This window comes from Streptomyces sp. NPDC002754, from assembly GCF_053592315.1.
The window spans coordinates 507,375-530,553 of the sequence record NZ_JBSFVM010000002.1; the positions used below are offsets into that span (position 1 = coordinate 507,375).

At 70.4% G+C, this 23,179-nt stretch carries 16 protein-coding genes; 14 read left to right on the plus strand and 2 right to left on the minus strand.

Going from position 1 to position 23,179, the window contains the following annotated elements; genetic code table 11:
* Nucleotides 1–32 precede the first annotated feature (32 nt).
* The 7 genes from ACWD2L_RS09745 (at nucleotide 33) to ACWD2L_RS09775 (ending at nucleotide 8,256) form a co-directional block, all read left to right on the plus strand.
* The gene (locus ACWD2L_RS09745) at nucleotides 33–1,286 is read left to right on the plus strand and encodes a polyamine ABC transporter substrate-binding protein (protein ID WP_351340705.1); all 1,254 of its coding nucleotides are present in this window, start codon (nucleotides 33–35) and stop codon (nucleotides 1,284–1,286) included.
* A gap of 73 nt (nucleotides 1,287–1,359) precedes the next feature.
* Entirely contained in the window at nucleotides 1,360–2,532 is a 1,173-nt protein-coding gene (locus tag ACWD2L_RS09750; RefSeq protein ID WP_351340708.1) for an ABC transporter ATP-binding protein, read from the plus strand.
* Nucleotides 2,529–3,449: an ABC transporter permease gene (locus ACWD2L_RS09755; RefSeq protein WP_351340711.1), complete on the plus strand. Its 921-nt coding sequence runs from the start codon at nucleotides 2,529–2,531 to the stop codon at nucleotides 3,447–3,449. Before ACWD2L_RS09750 ends, ACWD2L_RS09755 begins: the two co-directional genes overlap by 4 nt.
* Nucleotides 3,449–4,237 (plus strand): ABC transporter permease, encoded by a 789-nt coding sequence (locus ACWD2L_RS09760; protein ID WP_351340713.1) that lies wholly within the window; start codon nucleotides 3,449–3,451, stop codon nucleotides 4,235–4,237. The genes ACWD2L_RS09755 and ACWD2L_RS09760 overlap by 1 nt, the downstream gene beginning before the upstream one ends.
* Nucleotides 4,238–4,267: 30 nt before the next feature.
* Nucleotides 4,268–5,686: an NAD(P)/FAD-dependent oxidoreductase gene (locus ACWD2L_RS09765; RefSeq protein ID WP_351340715.1), complete on the plus strand. Its 1,419-nt coding sequence runs from the start codon at nucleotides 4,268–4,270 to the stop codon at nucleotides 5,684–5,686.
* Between the two features lie 153 nt (nucleotides 5,687–5,839).
* On the plus strand, nucleotides 5,840–6,298 hold the full coding sequence (locus ACWD2L_RS09770) for a bifunctional DNA primase/polymerase (RefSeq protein WP_351340717.1): 459 nt from the start codon (nucleotides 5,840–5,842) through the stop codon (nucleotides 6,296–6,298).
* Between the two features lie 122 nt (nucleotides 6,299–6,420).
* Nucleotides 6,421–8,256 (plus strand): chitinase, encoded by a 1,836-nt coding sequence (locus ACWD2L_RS09775; protein ID WP_351340720.1) that lies wholly within the window; start codon nucleotides 6,421–6,423, stop codon nucleotides 8,254–8,256.
* Here ACWD2L_RS09775 and ACWD2L_RS09780 read toward each other — a convergent pair.
* Together ACWD2L_RS09780 and gabT are read right to left on the minus strand one after the other, a co-directional pair.
* Nucleotides 8,210–8,893, minus strand: a complete 684-nt coding sequence (locus ACWD2L_RS09780) for a phosphatase PAP2 family protein (RefSeq protein ID WP_351340723.1) — start codon at nucleotides 8,891–8,893, stop codon at nucleotides 8,210–8,212. The genes ACWD2L_RS09775 and ACWD2L_RS09780 overlap by 47 nt on opposite strands.
* A 306-nt stretch (nucleotides 8,894–9,199) precedes the next feature.
* On the minus strand, nucleotides 9,200–10,534 hold the full coding sequence (gene gabT / locus ACWD2L_RS09785; RefSeq protein ID WP_351340726.1) for a 4-aminobutyrate--2-oxoglutarate transaminase: 1,335 nt from the start codon (nucleotides 10,532–10,534) through the stop codon (nucleotides 9,200–9,202).
* Nucleotides 10,535–10,875: 341 nt separating this feature from the next.
* Here gabT and ACWD2L_RS09790 point away from each other — a divergent pair, with 341 nt between their 5' ends.
* The 7 genes from ACWD2L_RS09790 (at nucleotide 10,876) to ispG (ending at nucleotide 22,994) form a co-directional block, all read left to right on the plus strand.
* Nucleotides 10,876–13,233 carry a type IV secretory system conjugative DNA transfer family protein gene (locus tag ACWD2L_RS09790; RefSeq protein ID WP_351340729.1) on the plus strand — a complete coding sequence of 786 codons (2,358 nt, stop codon included), beginning with the start codon at nucleotides 10,876–10,878 and terminating at the stop codon, nucleotides 13,231–13,233.
* 175 nt (nucleotides 13,234–13,408) lie between these two features.
* Nucleotides 13,409–15,055, plus strand: coding sequence for a PucR family transcriptional regulator (locus ACWD2L_RS09795; RefSeq protein WP_351340744.1), 1,647 nt, complete (start codon nucleotides 13,409–13,411; stop codon nucleotides 15,053–15,055).
* A gap of 321 nt (nucleotides 15,056–15,376) precedes the next feature.
* Nucleotides 15,377–16,819, plus strand: a complete 1,443-nt coding sequence (locus ACWD2L_RS09800) for an aldehyde dehydrogenase family protein (protein WP_351340732.1) — start codon at nucleotides 15,377–15,379, stop codon at nucleotides 16,817–16,819.
* Between the two features lie 219 nt (nucleotides 16,820–17,038).
* Nucleotides 17,039–18,976 (plus strand): acyl-CoA dehydrogenase family protein, encoded by a 1,938-nt coding sequence (locus ACWD2L_RS09805; protein WP_351340734.1) that lies wholly within the window; start codon nucleotides 17,039–17,041, stop codon nucleotides 18,974–18,976.
* 63 nt (nucleotides 18,977–19,039) lie between these two features.
* Nucleotides 19,040–20,332: a 1-deoxy-D-xylulose-5-phosphate reductoisomerase gene (gene dxr, locus ACWD2L_RS09810; protein WP_351340736.1), complete on the plus strand. Its 1,293-nt coding sequence runs from the start codon at nucleotides 19,040–19,042 to the stop codon at nucleotides 20,330–20,332.
* A gap of 8 nt (nucleotides 20,333–20,340) precedes the next feature.
* A complete protein-coding gene (locus ACWD2L_RS09815) occupies nucleotides 20,341–21,630 on the plus strand; it encodes a M50 family metallopeptidase (protein WP_351340746.1) in 1,290 nt (429 codons plus the stop codon).
* 206 nt (nucleotides 21,631–21,836) lie between these two features.
* Nucleotides 21,837–22,994: a flavodoxin-dependent (E)-4-hydroxy-3-methylbut-2-enyl-diphosphate synthase gene (gene ispG / locus ACWD2L_RS09820; RefSeq protein ID WP_351340739.1), complete on the plus strand. Its 1,158-nt coding sequence runs from the start codon at nucleotides 21,837–21,839 to the stop codon at nucleotides 22,992–22,994.
* Nucleotides 22,995–23,179: the final 185 nt, after the last annotated feature.

The window sequence follows — 23,179 nt, forward strand, 5'->3', positions numbered from 1 at the left end:
CCGCCAACCCTCCCGAAAGGGCAACCACGCGCATGGAGCAGTACGAGCCCGACAGCCTCTCCCCGGCCCAACTGGCCGCCATGCACCGCAGCTTCAGGAACGGCAGGGCAGAGATGTCCCGCCGTAACCTGATGCGGGCCTCGGCAGGCGGCGTGCTCGCCGTCGGCGGCCTCGGCGCCCTCACCGGCTGCGGCATTCCCGCGGCGAGCAAGTCCTCGGGCGGCATCTCGTCCGAGGACCACTCGGCCAAGGAGAAGACCATCAACTTCTCCAACTGGACCGAGTACATCGACATGAGCGACGACGAGAAGCACCGCCCGTCCCTCGATGCCTTCACCAAACGCACCGGAATCAAGGTCAAGTACACCGAGGACATCAACGACAACGTCGAGTTCTTCGGGAAGATCAAGCCGCAGCTCGCCGCGGGCCAGGACACAGGCCGCGACATCATCGTCCTCACCGACTGGCTCGCCGCCCGCCTCATCCGCTACGGCTGGGTGCAGAAGCTCGACCCGGCCAACCTGCCGCACGCGTACACCAACCTGGCCACCCAGTTCCGCAATCCCGACTGGGACCCGGGCCGCTCCTTCTCCTACCCCTGGCAGGGCATCGCGACGGTCATCGCGTACAACACCAAGGCCACCGGCGGCAAGGAGATCACCTCGGTCTCGCAGCTCCTCGACGACCCCAAGCTCAAGGGCAGGGCCGGCCTGCTCTCCGAGATGCGCGACACGATCGGCATGACGCTGATCGACATGGGCAAGGACCCGCGCACCTTCAAGGCCGACGACTTCGACGCGGCCATCGCGCGCGTGCAGAAGGCCGTCGACAGCAAGCAGGTGCGCCGCTTCACCGGCAACGACTACATCTCCGACCTCAGCAAGGGCGACCTCGCGGCCTGTCTCGCCTGGGCCGGGGACATCGTGCAGCTCCAGGCGGACAACCCGGACGTCAAGTTCGCGATCCCGGACGCCGGTTACATCTCGTCGACCGACAACATGCTGGTTCCCAACAAGGCACGTCACAAGACGAACGCCGAGAAGCTCATGGACTACTACTACGAGCCGGCGGTCGGCGCGGAGCTGGCGGCGTGGATCAACTACGTCTCGCCGCTGGAGACCGGCCTCGTCAAGCCGGAACTCACCAAGATCGACAAGGACGTCGCGAACGACCCGCTGATCGTCCCCGACAAGGAGATGTCGGCGAAGGCGCACAACTTCCGATCCCTGACGGCCAAGGAAGACACGGCGTTCGAGCAGAAGTTCGCCCAGCTCACCGGCGGCTGAGCCGCCTCCCGGCACCCCCGCTCTCGTCCCAGCCCGGCCCTGCCTCAGCCCTCACCGACTCCTTGGACTCACCATGACGACCCTTCCGACGTCGGAGACCGGTGGAGACGTCCGTCTCTCCGGGATCAGCAAGACGTACGACAACGGCTTCACCGCCGTCCAGCCGCTCGACCTCACCGTGCCCCAGGGCTCGTTCTTCGCGCTGCTCGGCGCCTCCGGCTGCGGGAAGACCACGACCCTGCGCATGATCGCGGGCCTCGAGGAGCCGACCACGGGCACCGTGCACCTCGGCGACCAGGACGTGACGTCCCTGCCCCCGTACAAGCGCCCGGTGAACACCGTCTTCCAGTCGTACGCGCTCTTCCCGCACCTCGACATCTACGAGAACGTCGCCTTCGGCCTGCGCCGGCGCGGCATCAAGTCCGTGAAGAAGCAGGTCGAGGAGATGCTCGACCTGGTGCAGCTCGGCGAGCAGATCCGCAAGAAGCCGCAGCAGCTCTCCGGCGGCCAGCAGCAGCGCGTCGCCGTCGCCCGCGCGCTGATCAACCACCCCAAGGTGCTGCTCCTCGACGAGCCGCTCGGCGCCCTCGACCTCAAGCTGCGCCGTCAGATGCAGCTTGAGCTCAAGCGCATCCAGACCGAGGTCGGCATCACGTTCGTGCACGTCACGCACGACCAGGAGGAGGCCATGACGATGGCCGACACCGTGGCCGTGATGAACTCGGGCTCCGTCGAACAACTCGGCGCCCCCACCGACCTGTACGAGAACCCGGGCTCGACGTTCGTCGCGAACTTCCTCGGCACCTCGAACTTCATCGAGGCCGAGATCGCGGGTCGGTCCGGCGACGACCTCACCCTCAAGGCAGGCGGCGGCAAGCTCGTCCTGCCCACCGCCCGCAACTCCGCGCGCACCGCGGCCACCGGCGACAAACTGCTCCTCGGCGTCCGCCCCGAGAAGATCTCGCTCACGCACGCCGACGACGCGGGCGAGGTCGCCGACGGCCGCAACCGCATCACCGGGAAGATCGTCGACTCCAGCTTCATCGGCGTCTCCACCCAGTACGTCATCGAAAGCCCGCTGTGCGACTCCTTCGAGGTCTACGCGCAGAACATCGAGCGCGACAGCCGCCTCGCCCCCGGCGCCGAGGTCGTCCTGCACTGGAACCCCGCGCACACCTTCGGACTCGACGCGACCCAGGACATCGAGGCCGGAGCGGCCAAGGTCTCGGAGGACGCCGCCGCATGAGCACCGTCACCGACGCGCCACCTGCGGCGCCGACACCGGCAAAGAAGCCACGCAAGCGCGGCCGCCTCGTCCCGTACTGGCTGCTGCTGCCCGGCATCCTCTGGCTGGTCGTCTTCTTCGCCCTGCCGATGGTCTACCAGGCCTCAACGTCCGTGCAGCAAGGGTCACTTGAGGACGGCTTCAAGGTCACCTGGCACTTCGCCACGTACTGGGACGCGCTGGCCGAGTACTGGCCGCAGTTCCTGCGCTCCGTCCTGTACGCGGGTCTCGCCACGATCCTGTGCCTGCTGCTCGGCTACCCGCTCGCGTACCTCATCGCGTTCCGCGCGGGCCGCTGGCGCAACTTCATCATGATCCTGGTGATCGCCCCGTTCTTCACCAGTTTCCTGATCCGCACGCTCGCGTGGAAGACGATCCTCGCGGACGGCGGCCCGGTCGTGGGCGCGCTCAACTCGCTGCACGTCCTCGATGTCACGAGCTGGCTCGGCATGACCGATGGCAGCAGAGTCCTCGCCACACCGCTCGCGGTGGTGTGCGGACTCACGTACAACTTCCTGCCGTTCATGATCCTGCCGCTCTACACCTCGCTCGAACGGATCGACGGCCGGCTGCACGAGGCGGCGGGCGACCTGTACGCGCACCCGTTCACCACCTTCCGCAAGGTGACGTTCCCGCTGTCGATGCCGGGTGTGGTCTCCGGAACGCTGCTGACGTTCATCCCCGCGACCGGTGACTACGTGAATGCCGACCTGCTCGGCTCCACCGACACCCGCATGGTCGGAAACGTCATCCAGACACAGTTCCTGCGGATCCTCGACTATCCGACGGCGGCGGCACTCTCCTTCATCCTCATGGCGGCCATTCTCTTCATGGTCACCTTCTACATCCGTCGTTCCGGGACGGAGGACCTCGTCTGATGCGCTGGCTGCGAAAGAACCTCGTCGTCATAGCGGGCCTGATCACACTCGGCTATCTCCTGCTGCCGAACATCGTCGTGACCGTCTTCTCCTTCAACAAGCCGAAGGGCCGCTTCAATTACGAGTGGCAGGAATTCTCGACCGACGCCTGGAAGAACCCGTGCGGCGTCGCCGACATGTGCGGCTCGCTCTCGCTGAGCCTCCAGATCGCCTTCTGGGCCACGATCGGCGCGACGGCCCTCGGCACGATGATCGCCTTCGCGCTCGTCCGCTACCGGTTCAGGGCGCGCGGCGCGATCAACTCGCTGATCTTCCTGCCGATGGCGATGCCGGAGGTCGTGATGGCGGCCTCGCTGCTCACGCTCTTCCTCAACATGGGTGCCCAGCTGGGCTTCTGGACGATCCTCATCGCCCACATCATGTTCTGCCTCAGCTTCGTGGTGACGGCGGTGAAGGCGCGCGTGATGTCGATGGACCCGCGCCTCGAGCAAGCCGCGCAGGACCTGTACGCGGGTCCGATGCAGACGTTCCTCCGCGTCACCCTGCCGATCGCGGCGCCCGGTATCGCGGCGGGCGCACTGCTCGCCTTCGCGCTCTCCTTCGACGATTTCATCATCACCAATTTCAACGCGGGCTCGACCGTCACCTTCCCCATGTTCGTCTGGGGCTCGGCGCAGCGCGGAACGCCCGTTCAGATCAATGTCATCGGTACGGCCATGTTCCTGATCGCCGTACTGTGTGTGCTGGCTGCAATGACCATCGGTAAGCGCAAGAACAAAACTGCGTAACCTTAGCTATTTCCTGAGGGAGTTGGAATCATGGCCGCACGCGCCATGAATCGCTGGACGAATTCACTCGCCGACGCCAAGCCGGTCGCCTACTGGCTCGACGACCCCGGCAGGCCCGAGGCCCGCCCGGCCCTGACCGGCGACGAGACGTGCGACCTCCTGGTCGTCGGCGGCGGCTACAGCGGACTGTGGACCGCGCTGCTCGCCAAGGAGCGCGACCCAGGGCGCGACGTGGTCCTCGTCGAGGGCCGCGAGATCGGCTGGGCCGCCTCCGGGCGCAACGGTGGGTTCTGTGCGGCCTCCCTCACGCACGGCACGGCCAACGGGCTCGCCCGCTGGCCCAAGGAGATCAAGAAGCTGGAGGAGCTGGGCGCCGCCAACCTCGACGCCATCGAGTCGGCGGTGGTCCGCTACTCCATCGACTGCGACTTCGAGCGGACCGGCGAGCTGGACGTGGCGACGCGGCCCCACCAGGTCACCGAACTACGCGAATTCCACGCCGAGTTGACGGAGGCCGGTCTCGCCGACGGCATCGAACTCCTCGACGCGGACGAGACCCGCGAGCAGGTCGCGTCCCCCACCTTCCTCGGGGCGATGCACGACCGGCACGGCGTTGCCATGCTGCACCCGGCGAAGCTGGCGTGGGGCCTGAAGCGGGCCTGCCTCGACCTGGGCGTGCGCATCCACGAGAACACGCCGGCCACGGAGCTGTCCTCGAACGGCGCGGGGGTCGCGGTCCGCACCCCGTACGGCCGGGTCTTCGCCCGGCACGCGGCGCTCGCCACGAACGTCTTCCCCTCACTGGTCAAGCGCACGCGCGCGTACACGGTCCCGGTGTACGACTACGCGCTGATGACGGAGCCGCTCAAGCCGGACCAGCTGGCGGCGGTCGGCTGGAAGAACCGCCAGGGCCTCGGCGACTCGGCCAACCAGTTCCACTACTTCCGGCTCTCCGCCGACAACCGGATCCTGTGGGGCGGCTACGACGCGATCTACCCGTACGGCGGCCGGGTGCGGGCCGAGCACGACCACCGCCCGGAGACGTACGCGAAGCTCGCCGAGCACTTCTTCACGTGCTTCCCGCAGTTGGAGGGCCTGCGCTTCACGCACGCGTGGGGCGGCGCGATCGACACCTGCACCCGCTTCTCGGCGTTCTTCGGCACGGCGCACGCGGGCCGGGTGGCATACGCCGCCGGTTACACGGGCCTCGGCGTCGGCGCGACGCGGTTCGGCGCGGACGTGATGCTGGACCTCCTCGCCGGCGAGCGCACGGACCGTACGGAGCTGGACATGGTCCGCAAGAAGCCCCTCCCGTTCCCGCCGGAACCGTTCGCGTCCACGGGCATCGCGCTCACCAAGTGGTCCCTTGCCCGCGCCGACGAGAACGGCGGCCGCCGCAACCTGTGGCTCAAGGCGATGGATGCGACGGGCCTGGGCTTCGACAGCTGACCGTCGCGTGTGGCGTGCCCGGCGTATGCCCTGGTCGCAGGCGGTGCCGAAAATTCTTACTTCCAAGTAGCCGAACCCGCGTAATGCTCGGGCCACTTCTCCCTCTCGTTCATGACAATCAGCGTCTATGCGAACGAACGAGGAGGCCCCGTCATGACTGGCTCGGGGGACAAGGCCGCTGTCGAGTGGCTGGTGTCCGTGGCACCGGATCCGGACGCCTGCCGCTGGGAGTGGGAACGCAATCCGCACGGGGTGGCGCTGCTGCCCGCGGGCGAGCGGTGGGACGTGCTGATCCTGCCGGGGGAGCTCGGCTATCCGACGCTCGACGTGCTGCGCCGGGTGATCGACAGGCCGGGGCCCGTGCTGGCGGACTTCGGCGCCGCCCGCATGGGCTTCTTCGTGCCCGCGGGCACGGCCACCCGCTGGCTCGGCACAGGCGTGCGCGCGGTGGGGCGCGGCACCTGGATCGTGGCGCCGTACCCCGGCCGGCTCGCGGGCGGCGTGCGCTGGCTGGTGCCGCCGGACGGCTCGGGCACCCTCACGGACCCGGCCGTCCTGGAACTCGCGATGCACGAGGCGGCGGCCCAACTGGCAAGGGATACGGGGGAGTAGGGGCGGTGCGGCGGATGCGGAACCCTTGACAACTCAATTGGTCTGGACCAAGTTGGGCGCGCTCCACCGTGCTCGTTTCCCCGCCCCGCCCGGAGGCAGCCATGACCCGCTCCAGACCCAGCATGCCCAGCAGACCCCGCAGAGTCAGCAGGCCCCGCAGATCCCGCAGGCTCTTGACGAGCCTCACGGCCGCCGCGCTCGCCGCGACCGGCCTCACCGCCCTGTCCACCACCGCGCGCGCCGCCGATGTCGACCTCGCCCGCAACGGCGGATTCGAGTCCGGCACGGACGGCTGGACCTGTTCGTCCGACACGGGCAGAAGCGTCAACTCGCCCGTCCACAGCGGTACATCGGCGCTCCAGGCCACGCCGTCCGGCGCCGACAACGCCAGCTGCGCCCAGACCGTCACGGTCAAGCCGGACTCCACGTACACCCTGTCCGGATACGTCCGCGGCAGCTACGTCTACCTCGGTGCGAGCGGCACCGGCACCACGGACGTGTCGACCTGGACCCCGTCGGCCTCCGACTGGCAGCAGCTCAAGACCACTTTCCGCACCGGCCCCGCCACCACCAAGGTCACGCTCTACACGCACGGCTGGTACGGCAGCCCCGCCTACACCGCCGACGACCTCACCCTGCTCGGCCCCGGCACCGACACCCCGGCGCCGCCCGCCGCGCCCGCGGGCCTCAAGACCTCGGCCGTCACCGCGACGAGCGTCGGCCTGTCCTGGTCGGCGGTCCCCGGCGCCACGGGATACGCGGTGTACCGCAACGGCACGAAGTACCAGACGGTGAACGGCACTTCGGCCACGATCACCGGCCTGACGCCCACCACCGCGTACAGCTTCCAGGTAGCCGCCGTGAACGACGCGGGCGAGTCCGCGAAGTCGACCACGGTCACCGCGACCACGGCCGACGGGCCCGGCGACTCCGGATCCGCGGACCTCCCGGCACACGCCCTCGTCGGCTACCTCCACGCGAGCTTCGCCAACGGCGCCGGCTACACCCGCCTCGCCGACGTCCCCGACAGCTGGGACGTCATCGACCTCGCCTTCGGCGAACCCGCCTCGACGGCCTCCGGAGACATCCGCTTCGACCGCTGCCCGGCCACCGAGTGCCCCGGCGTCGAGTCGGACGCCGACTTCAAGGCCGCGATCAAGGCCAAGCAGGCGGCGGGCAAGAAGGTCCTGATCTCGATCGGCGGCCAGAACGGCCAGGTCCAGCTCACCACCGCGGCCGCCCGCGACACCTTCGTCTCCTCGGTCTCCAAAATCATCGACGAGTACGGTCTCGACGGCCTCGACATCGACTTCGAGGGCCACTCGCTCTCCCTGAACGCCGACGACACCGACTTCAAGAACCCGAAGACCCCGGTGATCGTGAACCTGATCTCGGCGGTGAAGACCCTCAAGTCCAAGTACGGCAGCGACTTCACGCTCACCATGGCCCCGGAGACGTTCTTCGTCCAGCTCGGCTACCAGTACTACGGCACCGGCAAATGGGGCGGCCAGGACCCGCGCGCGGGCGCGTACCTCCCGGTCATCCACGCTCTGCGCGACGACCTGACGCTCCTCCACGTCCAGGACTACAACTCCGGCTCGATCATGGGCCTCGACAACCAGTACCACTCCATGGGCGGCGCCGACTTCCACATCGCGATGACCGACATGCTGCTCACCGGCTTCCCGGTCGCGGGCGACGCGAACAACGTCTTCCCGCCGCTGCGCCCCGACCAGATCGCCATCGGCATGCCGGCCTCGACGCAGGCGGGCAACGGCTACGTGTCCCCGACGGAGACGAACAAGGCCCTCGACTGCCTCACCAAGAAGACCAACTGCGGCTCGTACCCGAGCCATGGCACCTGGCCCGCCCTGCGCGGCCTGATGACGTGGTCGGTGAACTGGGACCGCTTCAGCAACTGGGAGTTCCAGAAGAACTTCGACGGCTACTTCGGCTGACCGCGTACGCCGCCGCGCACAGCAACACCACCGCCAGACACCAGCTCCCCACCACATCGGCAGGCCAGTGGTACCCCTGTCGTACGAGCCCCAGGCCTACGGCCGCGTTCAACAGGACGCAGCCGTAGGCCGGTTCACGTCTGCGGAGCAGCAGCGCGCACAGCCCGTACGCGACCGCCGCCGTCGCCGCGTGGCCCGACGGGTAGAAGCCCGTGGCCGGGGCCATGGGCGGCGGCCCGGGGCGGTCGATGAGGGCCTGGAGCGGGGGCACCAGGGCGGGGACCAGGGCCATCGTCACGGCCGCGGCGATCAGGGGGAACCGGGACCGGGTGCGCCAGGTGACGTACGCGAGGGTGGCGGCGAGGACCGGGAGGGCGACCGCCATGTTGCCGAGGTCGGCGAAGAACTCCGCGGGGCCCGAGGGGATCGCGCTGGTACGGATCGCGTCGCCGAGGCGCTCGTCGTACGCGAGGAGCGGCCCGCCGGAGGCGACCTGCCAGGTGAGTGCGGCGAAGAGAAGCGCTGCGAAGAGGATGAGAAAAATGCTCGGCCGGTTCGGAACAGGGGGGGTAGTTCCGAACCGGCCGAACTGGCCGGAGTGTCGCGCGCCCCGGGGGGTTTGGGGCGGGCGACCCACCGGCCGGTGAGGAGTTCCGGAGCCGGAAGCTCCGGGTGTGTGCGCGAGGGCACGACCAGGGCGAAGCTGGGGAGGCCTCGACCCGGTTTCGCTCGCAGTCACCTGCGAGCGGGGTGTTTCTCTCATCTGCAGAAACCGTACGGCAGGGGCTGAGGGTGCGACAGCCGGTTGGGCAACATCCCATCGGCCTCGCACACCTTCTTCACACGGCCCGACCGTCGTCGCAGGTCACGGAAGTATTGCGGTCCGCGTCGTCACGATCGGGCGGTGTGGCTCCTGTTGCCGGAGCGGTGTCCAGGGGTCTGCTCAGAGAGCGGCGAACGCGTTCTCGATGATGTCGAGGCCCTCGTTCAGGAGGTCCTGGCCGATGACGAGCGGCGGCAGGAAGCGCAGCACGTTGCCGTACGTGCCACAGGTGAGAACCAGCAGGCCCTCGGCGTGGCAGGCCTTGGCGATGGCGGCGGTGGCCTCCGGGTTCGGCTCCTTGGTGGCAGGATCCTTGACCAGTTCGACGGCGATCATGGCGCCGCGGCCGCGGATGTCGCCGATGGCCGGGAACTTCTCCTGCATCGCCGACAGGCGCGACTTCATCGTCGTCTCGATCTCCTTCGCCTTGGCGTTGAGGTCGAGCTCCTTCATCGTCTCGATGGCGCCGAGCGCACCGGCGCAGGCCACCGGGTTGCCGCCGTAGGTGCCGCCGAGGCCGCCCGCGTGCGCGGCGTCCATGATCTCGGCCTTGCCGGTGACGGCGGCGAGCGGGAGGCCGCCCGCGATGCCCTTGGCGGTCGTGATCAGGTCCGGGACGATGCCCTCGTCCTCACACGCGAACCACTGGCCCGTGCGGCAGAAGCCGGACTGGATCTCGTCCGCGACGAAGACGATGCCGTTGTCGGCGGCGTACTGGCGGATCGCCGGGAGGAAGCCCTTGGCCGGCTCGATGAAGCCGCCCTCGCCGAGCACCGGCTCGATGATGATCGCGGCGACGTTGTCCGCGCCGACCTGCTTGGAGATCTGGTCGATGGCCTGCTTGGCCGCCTCCGGACCGGCGTTCTCGGCGCCGGTCGGCCAGCGGTAGCCGTACGCGAGCGGGGCGCGGTAGACCTCGGGGGCGAACGGGCCGAAGCCGTGCTTGTACGGCATGTTCTTCGCGGTCAGCGCCATCGTCAGGTTGGTGCGGCCGTGGTAGCCGTGGTCGAAGACGACGACCGCCTGGCGCTTGGTGTAGGCGCGGGCGATCTTGACCGCGTTCTCCACCGCCTCGGCGCCGGAGTTGAACAGGGCCGACTTCTTGGCGTGGTCGCCCGGCGTCAGCTCCGCGAGGGCCTCGGCGACCGCCACGTAGCTCTCGTACGGCGTGACCATGAAGCAGGTGTGGGTGAACTCCTGCAGCTGGGCGGAGGCGCGGCGGACCACGGCCTCGGCGGAGGCGCCGACGGAGGTCACGGCGATGCCGGAACCGAAGTCGATGAGGCGGTTCCCGTCGACGTCCTCGATGATGCCGCGGTCGACCCTGGCGGTGAACACCGGCAGCGTGGAGCCCACACCTGCGGCGACGACCGCGGTGCGGCGGGCCTGCAGCTCCTGCGACTTCGGGCCGGGGATGGCGGTGACGACGCGGCGCTCCTGCGGGATGTCGCTCATGCGGGGCTCCTGATTCTGGATCCGGTCCCGGGCTCGGTCGCGATGTCGATCGATGTCGATGTCGCCGGTTCGCCGGGGCTGCTTTCGGGGGGTTTCTCGCAGGTTAGGCGCGGGGGAACGGGGCGGTCATGCTCCATCCGGGCGGGGTCGGTGGTGCCTGTTGTCCGTCTTGGACAGGTGTGGATCCGGTGCGGTCTCCGTTCCGGACGGGCGCGTGCGCCGCGACGGGCCCGGTCCATGGGGCGCGTATGCGGTGAACTCCCCTGGTACGGGCATTAGATTGAGGCGCGATCGACGCGACACGGCACGAACGGACCGGCAGGTCGGGAGGGCGTCAAGCCATGGACAGCGACAGCGGGATGCGGGAGACGCGCGGGGCAGGAGGCGAACGGCGGGCCGCCGCGCCCGTGCCGCGTCCCGCGCGGCCGCCCCGCCCGACCGCCCCGCCGATGCCCCGGCAGGCGCCGAGCGCGCCCCGCGGTTCGGTCGCGGAGTGGCTCGCCGCGCGCCGCCCCAAGGCGCAGCCGGGTGTGTGGCGGTACGAGTACGAGCCCCGGCCCCCCGAGCGGGACACGTCGGCGCTCGGGCGCAGGCTGCTGGTGTGGATGGGCCTGTCGTTCCTGGTCGGCGTCCTGTTGTGGAGCCTGTGGCGGCGCGGCACGCTGCCGTACCAGTGGGTCCCCCTCAAGGTCTTCACGCCGGACGGCTGGTGGTGGCCGGGCACGACGTCGCCCAAGGACCCGAAGGCGGACGCCGCACGCGTCGTCTACCAAGGCGTGGCCTTCGCTCTGATCGTCTTCCTGGTGGGGCGTTTCGGGGCCTGGGGGGAGGGCATCCAGCACTTCATCGTCCGTAGGCCCCAGCCCGTCCGGGCCGTCGTGGCCTCGGCCGCCGCGGTGGTCGTGCTCGTCTTCGTATGGCCGGACGCGCTCGGCCTGTCGTGGCGGCCGCTGCCGATCGTCGACCCGGTCCTCTCCCTCGTCGTCCTCGTCACCGGCGGCTACGGCTTCTTCGAGGTCCCGGTCCTCACCTACCTCCTGTACGCCCTGATCACGGCGGCGGTCCTGTGGCCGTTCGCCCGGCTCGGCGGCTGGCTCGACGTCTGGTCAGCGCGCCGCAAGAAGGAGGCGCCGCCCGTCCCCGCCGCACCACCCGCGCGCGCGAGCTGGGCACAGCTGCGCGAGGCGGGCCAGTCCCGGGCCGCCGACGCGCTCACCGCCGAAGTGGCGGGTGGCCGCATGAACGACGTCGACTGCGCGCGCGTCACCCACGCCTGGCGGCACACCGCCGACCCCGCCGACTTCGCCAAGACCGTGCTCAAGCAGGGCGCGGGCGCCTGGGCGCACCCCTCGGGCCAGCGCGATCTGCCGGCCCGCGCGGCGGCCCACGACCTGCTCGTCGGCCAGGTGCGGATCGGCTCCTACGCGAGCGACGAGCGCAATCCGTACGCGCTGCGGGGCGCGGGCGTGGCCCTCGACCCGAGCCTGCTCGGCACCTCGCTGCTCGCCGTAGGGCCGCCGGGCGCCGGCAAGACGGCCGGGGTCGTACGCCCCGTGGTCGAGTCCCTGGCGCTCCAGGCGCTCACCGGCCAGTGCGCCGTGCTCGCGGTCTGCGCGCAGGGCACCCCGCTCGGCCCCGACGACGCGTACGACGTGGTGGTCAGGCCGGGCGACCGCGCCTCGGTGCACGACCTCGACCTGTACGCGGACGCCACCGACCCGGACGAGGCGGCGGGCTTCCTCGCCGAGGGCCTGGCCGGCGACTTGGAGAGCGTCGACACCGGGCGCGCCGCCACCGCGCTCGCCCAGCTCCTCGGCCCCTACCGCGAGGCGCACGACGCGTTCCCCGCGGTGCCGGTGCTGCGCGAACTCCTGGAGGGCGAGCCGGAGGCCCTCGCCGACCTCAAGGAGCGGCTGATGGCGGACTCCGCGATGCGCCGCGAACTCGACGCCCGGCAGCGCCAGTTCGGCACCGCGGGCGACCCGGGCCCGATGCTCGCCGACCGCCTCGCCCTCCTGGACCGCCCGATCTTCGCCGGCTTCTTCGACCCGGCGGCCGCCCGCCCGTTCTCCGTACGGGCCCTCGCGCACCATCCGCTGCGGGTCCGCGTCGACCTGCCCGAGCAGGGCCACGAAGAGGCGTCCCGGCTGCTCGCCCGGCTGCTGCTCGCCCAGTTCACCTCCGTCGTACGCGGCCGGGCGGGGCGCTCCCACTTCGCCTGCCTGGTCCTCGACGACGCGGCGCGCACCGTCACCGCCGAAACGGTCCGCGGCATCCAGCGGCTGCGCTCCGCGCACGCCGGAGTGGTGCTCGGCCTGCGCACCATCGGCGAGGTCGCCGAGCCCCTGCAGGGCCCGCTGTACGCGGCGGTCGGCTGCCGCATGGCGTTCTCCGGGGTCACGACGTGGGACGGCCGGCGCTTCGCGGAGGCTTGGGGCACGGAGTGGGTGGAGACCGAGGAGGTCGCGCAGCACGCGGTGTTCGCGCAGCAGCCGCTGACCCGCGCGCTGCACAAGGCGCGCCAGATGGTGACCGGGAAGGCCGTCACCACGGACGCCGTCACGGTCCGCAAGGTGGAGCGCGAACGCTGGTCGGCCTCCGATCTGGCACACGCGGTGCCGCCGGGGCACGCGGTGCTCTCGCTCACCACCGTGCGCGGGGAGCACGCTCCGCCGCTGCTCGTGGACCTGCGCCGCTGAAAGTGGCGGGAGGCGTCCGAAGGTCGACCGAGCTTTCAGGGGGGTCGACCACGGTTGTACGTACGGTAAGGCAGAATCAACACTGGTCGTTCATACGGACCGGCCAAAAGCTTCACAAGATCCACCTGTACGCCCTGCCCCCGTGTACACCCCCGCTCACCCGAAGGCCTGGCCCATGCCGCCCACGCTCGCCTCGCTCGTCCACCACTCGGCGCTCAAGCTCGGCGTGCGCGCGGGCGAGCAGCATCTGGACACCCCGGTCCGCTGGGCGCATGTGAGCGAACTCGCCGACCCCGTCCCGTACATGGAGGGCGGCGAGCTCCTCCTGATCACCGCGCTCAAGCTGGACGCCGAGGACCCCGACGCCATGCGCCGCTACGTGAAGCGGCTCTCCGAGGCGGGTGTCGTCGGCCTCGGCTTCGCCGTCGGCGTCAACTACGACGACGTTCCCGAGGCACTCGTAAAGGCGGCGAAGGACGAGGGGTTGCCGCTGCTCGCGGTGCCGCCGCGCACGCCGTTCATCGCCATCAGCAAGGCGGTCTCCGCCGCGATCGCCGCCGAGCAGTACAAGGCCGTCACCTCCGGGTTCGCCGCCCAGCGCGAACTCACCAAGCAGGCGCTCGGCAGCGGGCCCGAAGGGGTGCTCGGCGTGCTCGCCGCCCAGGTCGACGGGTGGGCCGCGCTGTACGACGCGTCCGGCGCCGTCGTCGCCACCGCCCCGGACTGGGCGGGCCGCCGCGCCGTCCGTCTGACCGGCGAGGTCGAGCGGCTGCGGGACCGGCCCGCGCCCGCCAGTGCGGTGGTGGAGAGCGGCTCCGACGACCGGGTCGAACTGCACTCCATCGGCGCGGGACGGCGGCCCCGGGCGGCCCTCGCGGTGGGCACCGCCACGACCCTCGGCACGGCCGAGCGCTACGCCCTGCACTCGGCGATCGCCCTGTTGACCCTCACCACCGAACGCTCCCGGGCGCTGTACGAGGCCGAGCAGCGGATCGGCTCGGCCGTCCTGCGGATGCTGCTCGCGGGGGAGCCCGACCACGCGCGGGCCGTCGCGGGCGACCTGTACGGGGCGCTGCTCGACGCGCCGTTCCGGATGGTCATCGCGGACTCCGTGGCGCCGCCGCCGAGCGGGGTGGCGGCGCGGTCCGGGGACACGTCGACCGGGAGGGCGGCGCTGCTCGCGGAGGCGGTGACCGGGGCCGGTGGTCCCGGTGCGGGGCCGCTGCCGGTCCTCGCCGACGTGGTGGAGTCCGCCGCGGCGCGCTCCGGGGAGGCGCTGCTCGTCGTCCCCGAGAACCGGCGCCTCGTGCTGCTGACGGTCGACGGCGGGACGGCGGCCGAGGCCTGCCTCCAGTACGCGGAGGCGCTGGAGTCGACGCGCGGCGAGGGCTCGTCCGAGGACGAACTGGTCATCGGCTTCTCGGCGCCGGCCGGGCCGATCGCGGCGGTGTCCGCGTACAAGCAGGCGGAGCAGGCGCTTTCCGTTGCGCGGAGACGCGGTCGCATCCTCGTCGAGCATGAGGACATGGCGGCGGGGTCGGTGCTTCCGCTGCTCGGTGACGACGCGGTGCGGGCGTTCGCGGACGGGTTGCTGCGGGCGCTGCGCGACCATGACGCGACGGGGCGGGGTGACCTGGTGGCCTCGCTCCGGGCGTGGCTCTCCCGGCACGGTCAGTGGGACGCGGCGGCGGCAGATCTTGGCGTCCACCGCCACACGCTGCGCTATCGGATGCGGCGGGTGGAGGAGATCCTGGGCCGCTCCCTGGACGACCCGGACGTCCGCATGGAGCTGTGGCTGGCCCTGAAGGCGACGGGGGCGTGAGAGCCGCCAAAACCTTGGGGCGCCGCCCCAAACCCCGCGCCTCAAACGCCGGCGGGGCTTAAAGATCGGGGCTCCGCCCCGGACCCCGCTGCTCAATCGCCGCAGGGGCTTGAAATGGGACTCCGCACATCAAGCCCCGCCGGCGTTTGAGGCGCGGGGTCCGGGGCGGAGCCCCGTGGCCGTAACGCCGTTGCCGTGCTCCAATTCGGCGAACCGGTTACCCGCGACCACTCCACCGTGGCCAAACCGCGACCCCATACCCCCGCCCTACCGTGGTCACACGCACCCCCACCCACCACGGAGAGGCCGGTACACGCACCCATGACCACCCACGCCTTCTGGCTCGCCGGCCGCCAGGCCACCGGTGACACGACGTTCGACGTCCACAACTCCTACGACGGCCGCCTCGTCGGCACCGTCGCCGAGCCCACCGAGGCCCAGGTGGAAGAGGCCGTCGCCGCCGCCCACGCCGTGGTCGACGAGTTCGCCGCGACCCCCGCCCACGTACGGGCCAAGGCCCTGAACCACGTGGCCGACCGCCTGGTCGAGCGCACCGAGGAGAGCGCCCAGCTGATCTCCGCCGAGAATGGCAAGCCGATCAAGTGGGCCCGCGGCGAGGTCGGCCGCGCCGTCTCCGTGTTCCGCTTCTCCGCCGAGGAGGCCCGCCGCTGGAACAGTGGCGAGGCCCAGCGCCTCGACACCGACGCGGGCGGCACCGGCCGCATGGCCATCACCCGCCGCATCCCGAAGGGCGTCGTCCTCGGCATCGCGCCCTTCAACTTCCCGCTGAACCTGAGCGCCCACAAGGTCGCCCCGGCCATCGCGGTCGGCGCGCCGATCATCCTCAAGCCGGCGCCCGCCACCCCGATCTCGTCCCTCATCCTCGGCGAGCTGCTCGCGGAGACGGACCTCCCGGCCGGTTCCTGGTCGGTCCTGACCGTCCCGAACGACCGTATGCCCGCCCTCGTACAGGACGAGCGTCTGCCCGTCATCTCCTTCACGGGTTCCGGCCCCGTCGGCTACGCGATCATGGACAGCGTGCCGCGCAAGCACTGCACCCTGGAGCTCGGCGGCAACGGCGCGGCCGTCGTCCTCGACGACTACGCCTCCGAGGCCGACCTGGACTGGGCGGCGGGCCGCATCGCCACCTTCTCCAACTACCAGGGCGGTCAGTCCTGCATCTCGGTGCAGCGCGTCATCGCCGACGCCACCGTGTACGACCGGCTCCTGCCGAAGATCGTCGCGGCCGTCGAGGCGCAGGTCACCGGCGACCCGGCGGACGACGCCACGGACGTCGGCCCGCTGGTCAGCGAGGACGCCGCGAAGCGCGTCGAGTCGTGGGTGAACGAGGCCGTGACCGCGGGGGCCACCCTCCTCGCCGGCGGCAAGCGCGAAGGCGCGACCTACGCCCCGACCGTCCTCGCCGACGTACCGGCCGATGCCACGATCTCCTGCGAGGAGATCTTCGGCCCGGTCCTCACGGTCAAGAAGGTGGACGGAGAGGCCGCGGCCTTCGCCGCCGTCAACGACTCCAAGTACGGCCTCCAGGCGGGCGTGTTCACGCACGACCTGCAGACCGCGTTCCGCGCCCACCGCGCCCTCGAGGTCGGCGGCGTCGTCATCGGCGACGCCCCGTCCTACCGCGCCGACCAGATGCCGTACGGCGGCGCCAAGCAGTCCGGCGTCGGCCGCGAGGGCGTCAAGTTCGCCATGGACGACTACACGTACGAGCGTGTCCTCGTCCTGACGGGCCTCGCCCTGTAGTACGCCGTAGTACCCCCGCGAAGACCCCGGCGCGCGCCTGATCCGCGCGCCGGTCACGACGGCCGGAGCCCACTGTGCGGGGGCTCCGGCCGTCGGCGTTCGGGTGCACGGGGACGCACGGGGACTGGTCGACATGCCCGTAATCGGGTACATACGATCCAGTAGCACCGGTCGGTAACGAGCCGGGCGGTGGACCCGACGCGCGGCGAGGTGAACCTCATGTCCGCAACATCCCGGCCCAAGGTCTCGGAACGAGAAGCACGCGAGGTGGCGGAGGCCGCCCGAGAACAGGACTGGCGCAAGCCCAGCTTCGCCAAGGAACTGTTCCTCGGCCGGTTCAGGCTCGACCTCATCCACCCGCACCCGCTGCCCGCCGACGAGGACGCACAGCGCGGCGAGGAGTTCCTCGCCAAACTGCACGACTTCTGCGAGACGAAGATCGACTCGGCCCGCATCGAGCGCGAGTCGCGGATCCCCGACGAGACGATCAACGGGCTCAAGGAGCTCGGCGCGCTCGGCATGAAGATCGACACCAAGTACGGCGGCCTCGGGCTCACGCAGGTCTACTACAACAAGTCGCTCGCGCTGGTCGGTTCGGCCTCGCCCGCCATCGGCGCGCTGCTCTCCGCGCACCAGTCCATCGGCGTACCCCAGCCCCTGAAGCAGTTCGGCACGCAGGAGCAGAAGGACACGTTCCTGCCGCGCTGCGCCCGCACCGACATCTCGGCCTTCCTGCTCACCGAGCCCGACGTCGGCTCCGACCCGGCCCGCCTCGCCACGACCGCCGTCCCCGAAGGGGACGGCACGTACGTCCTCGACGGTGTGAAGCTGTGGACGACGAACGGCGTCGTCGCCGACCTGCTCGTCGTCATGGCCCGCGTACCGAAGTCGGAGGGGCACAAGGGCGGCATCACCGCGTTCGTCGTCGAGGCGGCCTCCGAGGGCATCACCGTCGAGAACCGCAACGCCTTCATGGGCCTGCGCGGCCTCGAGAACGGCGTCACCCGCTTCCACCAGGTCCGGGTCCCGGCCGCGAACCGCATCGGCCCCGAGGGCGCGGGCCTGAAGATCGCGCTCACCACCCTCAACACCGGACGGCTGTCCCTCCCCGCCATGTGCGTCGGTGCGGGCAAGTGGTGCCTCAAGATCGCCCGCGAGTGGTCGGCGGAGCGCGAACAGTGGGGCAGGCCGGTCGCGTTCCACGAGGCCGTCGGCTCGAAGATCTCCTTCATCGCGGCGACCTCCTTCGCCCTGGAGGCCGTGCTCGACCTCTCCTCGCAGATGGCGGACGAGGACCGCAACGACATCCGCATCGAGGCCGCCCTCGCCAAGCTCTACGGCTCCGAGATGGCCTGCCTGATGGCGGACGAGCTCGTCCAGATCCGCGGCGGCCGAGGCTTCGAGACGGCCGAATCCCTCGCGGCCCGCGGCGAACGCGCCGTCCCCGCCGAACAGGTCCTGCGCGATCTGCGCATCAACCGCATCTTCGAGGGCTCGACCGAGATCATGCACCTGCTGATCGCGCGCGAGGCCGTGGACGCCCACCTGTCGGTCGCCGGGGACCTCATCGACCCCGAGAAGTCCCTCTCCGACAAGGCGAAGGCGGGCGCGAAGGCAGGCGGCTTCTACGCGAAGTGGCTCCCGAAGCTGGTGGCGGGGCCGGGCCAACTCCCGCGTACGTACAGCGAGTTCAACCCTTCCGGCCACCCGGACCTCTCCACGCACCTGCGCTACGTGGAGCGCTCGGCCCGCAAACTCGCCCGCTCCACCTTCTACGCCATGTCCCGCTGGCAGGGCCGCATGGAGACGAAGCAGGGCTTCCTCGGCCGGATCGTCGACATCGGCGCCGAACTCTTCGCCATGAGCGCCGCCTGCGTACGCGCCGAACTGCTGCGCTCCACGGAGGCGTACGGCCGCGAGGCCTACCAGCTCGCCGACGCCTTCTGCCGGCAGTCCAGGATCCGCGTCGACGAGCTCTTCGACCGGCTCTGGACCAACACCGACGACCTGGACCGCAAGGTCGTCAAGGGCGTCATCGGCGGTACGTACACGTGGCTGGAGCAGGGCATCGTCGACCCCAGCGGCGACGGCCCCTGGATCGCCGAGGCGACACCAGGACCGAGCGAACACGAGAACGTGCACCGGCCGATCCGCTGATCCCCGGGACACTTCTGCCCATCCCGTGTCGGACGCACAGGGAGTTCACGCAAGAATGGGGGAATGACCGACAGCCCTGCCAGCCCATCCCCCCTCGCGGACCCGCATCTCGTCTTCGACCCGGCCCCGGCCGACGCGCCTCGCGACGTCGTCGTCCTGGGGTCCACGGGCTCCATCGGCACGCAGGCCGTCGACCTCGTCCTGCGCCATCCCGACCGGTTCCGCGTCACCGCGCTCAGCGCCGCCGGGGGCCGCGTCGAACTGCTCGCCGAGCAGGCGCACCGGCTGCGCGTGCGCACCGTCGCCGTGGCCCGCGAGGACGTGCTGCCCGCACTGCGCGAGGCGCTGGCCGCGCGGTACGGGGCGGGGGAGCCGCTCCCCGAGATCCTCGCCGGGCCCGACGCCGCCACCGAGATCGCGGGCCGCGGCGACTGCCACACTGTGCTCAACGGCATCACCGGCTCCATCGGCCTCGCCCCCACGCTCGCCGCGCTCCAGGCGGGCCGCACTCTCGCGCTCGCCAACAAGGAGTCGCTGATCGTCGGCGGCCCGCTGGTCAAGGGGATCGCCAAGCCCGGCCAGATCATCCCGGTCGACTCCGAGCACGCCGCGCTCTTCCAGGCCCTCGCGGGCGGCACCCGCGCCGACGTCCGCAAGCTCGTCGTCACCGCGTCCGGCGGCCCGTTCCGCGGCCGTACGAAGGCGGACCTCGCGAACGTCACCATCGAGGACGCCCTCGCGCACCCCACCTGGTCGATGGGCCCGGTCATCACCATCAACTCCTCGACCCTGGTCAACAAGGGGCTCGAGGTCATCGAGGCGCACCTGCTGTACGACATCCCCTTCGACCGCATCGAAGTCGTCGTGCACCCGCAGTCCTACGTGCACTCCATGGTCGAGTTCGTCGACGGCTCGACGCTCGCCCAGGCCACCCCGCCCGACATGCGCGGCCCCATCGCCGTCGGCATCGGCTGGCCCGAGCGGATCCCCGACGCCGCGCCCGCGTTCGACTGGACGAAGGCCTCCAGCTGGGAGTTCTTCCCGCTCGACAACGAGGCGTTCCCCGCGGTGGGGCTCGCCCGGCACGTGGGGGAGCTCGCGGGCACGGCCCCGGCGGTGTTCAATGCCGCCAACGAGGAGTGCGTGGACGCGTTCTTGAAGGGCGCCCTGCCGTACAACGGCATCATGGAAACGGTGACGAAGGTCGTGGACGACTGCATCGCTGAGAAGCGCAGCACACCCGAATCGGGAACTTCGCTCACGGTCGCGGACGTCCTCGAAGCGGAGACCTGGGCGCGTGCCCGGGCCCGTGAACTGACCGGAACGGACAAGGCAGCCGCGGAGGCTCGTGCATGACGACCTTGATGATGATCCTCGGCGTAGTCATCTTCGCGGTGGGCCTGCTGTTCTCCATCGCCTGGCACGAGCTGGGCCACCTGTCGACGGCGAAGCTCTTCGGCATCCGCGTGCCCCAGTACATGGTCGGCTTCGGCCCGACCGTCTTCTCGCGGAAGAAGGGCGATACCGAGTACGGGGTCAAGGCCATTCCGCTCGGCGGCTACATCCGCATGATCGGCATGTTCCCGCCCGGGGCGGACGGCAAGATCGAAGCCCGCTCGACCTCCCCGTTCCGCTCGATGGTGGAGGACGCGCGGGCGGCGGCCTTCGAGGAACTCCAGCCCGGTGACGAGACGCGGCTCTTCTACACGCGCAAGCCGTGGAAGCGCGTCATCGTGATGTTCGCGGGCCCGTTCATGAACCTGATCCTCGCGATCGGCCTGTTCCTCACGGTCCTGATGGGCTTCGGCGTCACCCAGCAGACGAACGTCGTCTCGTCCGTCTCCTCCTGCGTCATCCAGGCCAGCGCCAACCGCGACAGCTGCAAGGCCTCCGACCCGCAGTCCCCGGCGAAGGCCGCGGGCCTGCAGCCGAAGGACAAGATCGTGTCCTTCAACGGGGTCGCGACGGACGAGTGGAACGCCCTGTCCGACGAGATCCGCAAGAGCGCGGGCGACACTGTCCCGATCGTCGTCGAGCGCGACGGGCACCAGCAGACGCTGAACGCGAAGATCGCCACCAATCAGGTGGCGAAGAAGGACGCCAGCGGCCAGATCACAGACGGCTACGTCAACGCGGGCTTCCTCGGCTTCACCGCCGCCACCGGTGTCGTACGCCAGGACTTCGGCTCCTCCGTGACGTGGATGTCCGACCGGGTCACTGACGCGGTGGACTCGATCGTCGCGCTGCCCGCGAAGATCCCCGCCCTGTGGGACGCGGCGTTCGGCGACGGCCCGCGTGAGCAGGACTCGCCGATGGGCGTGGTCGGAGCGGCCCGGGTCGGCGGCGAGATCTTCACCCTCGACATCCCGCCGACGCAGCAGCTCGCGATGGCTCTGATGCTGGTCGCGGGCTTCAACCTCTCCCTCTTCCTCTTCAACATGCTGCCGCTGCTGCCGCTCGACGGCGGGCACATCGCGGGCGCCCTGTGGGAGGCGCTGCGCAGGAACGTGGCGAAGGTCTTCCGCCGCCCCGACCCGGGCCCGTTCGACGTGGCGAAGCTCATGCCGGTGGCGTACGTGGTGGCCGGGGTCTTCGTCTGTTTCACGATCCTCGTGTTGATCGCGGACGTGGTGAACCCGGTGAGAATCTCCTGATCAGAAGCCCGTCACGGGCCGGCCATGGACCGGTCACGGGCCGGTCGCGCGCTGGTTGAACGCTGTTGGGGACTGCCCGGCACCATGAGTACCGGGCAGTCCCTCTTTGTGAGGGTTTCGGGGGGCGCGATGTGCTCGGGCACGCGCCGGTGACGTAATCTCGGAAGCCTCTGGACTCGATCCTCCACCTTGGGGTTGCACAGCAGATGACTGCGATTTCTCTCGGCATGCCGGATGTACCGATCAAGCTCGCCGAGCGGCGCAAGAGCCGGCAGATCCAGGTCGGCACGGTGGCCGTCGGCGGCGACGCCCCGGTCTCGGTGCAGTCGATGACGACGACGCGTACCTCCGACATCGGCGCCACGCTCCAGCAGATCGCCGAGCTGACCGCCTCCGGCTGTCAGATCGTGCGCGTGGCCTGCCCCACGCAGGACGACGCCGACGCGCTGTCCGTCATCGCCCGGAAGTCGCAGATCCCCGTGATCGCGGACATCCACTTCCAGCCGAAGTACGTCTTCGCGGCCATCGAGGCCGGCTGCGCGGCGGTCCGGGTGAACCCCGGCAACATCAAGCAGTTCGACGACAAGGTCAAGGAGATCGCCCAGGCGGCGAAGGACCACGGCACGCCGATCCGGATCGGTGTGAACGCGGGCTCCCTCGACAAGCGCCTGCTGCAGAAGTACGGCAAGGCGACCCCCGAGGCGCTCGCCGAGTCCGCGCTCTGGGAGGCGGGCCTCTTCGAGGAGCACGGCTTCCGCGACATCAAGATCTCCGTGAAGCACAACGACCCGGTGGTCATGGTCAACGCGTACCGGCAGCTCGCCGCGCAGTGCGACTACCCGCTGCACCTCGGTGTGACCGAGGCGGGCCCGGCGTTCCAGGGCACCATCAAGTCCTCCGTCGCCTTCGGCGCGCTGCTCGCCGAGGGCATCGGCGACACGATCCGCGTCTCCCTCTCCGCCCCGCCGGTCGAGGAGATCAAGGTCGGCAACGCGATCCTGGAGTCGCTGAACCTCAAGCCGCGTCGCCTGGAGATCGTCTCCTGCCCGTCCTGCGGCCGCGCCCAGGTCGACGTCTACAAGCTCGCCGAAGAGGTCACCGCCGGCCTCGAAGGCATGGAGGTCCCGCTGCGCGTGGCCGTCATGGGCTGTGTCGTCAACGGCCCGGGCGAGGCGCGCGAGGCCGACCTCGGTGTCGCCTCCGGCAACGGCAAGGGCCAGATCTTCGTCAAGGGCGAGGTCATCAAGACGGTGCCCGAGTCGAAGATCGTGGAGACGCTGATCGACGAGGCGATGAAGATCGCCGAGCAGATGGAAGCGGACGGCATCCCCTCCGGCGAACCGTCGGTGTCCATCGCAGGCTGACCCCGTCGCCGCCAGGCCCGTCCCGGGTGGGGCGGGCCTTCGCATGTCCCGGGTGGGCGGGCCTTTTGCGTCGGCGGGTGCGGTCCCGCCGTGGTCCCGGTCCGCGCAGTTCCCCGCGCCCCGCTGCTCAGGGCGGCCGCGGCCGACGGGGAGGTACGCGGTGACATCGAGGTGCGGCTCGCCAC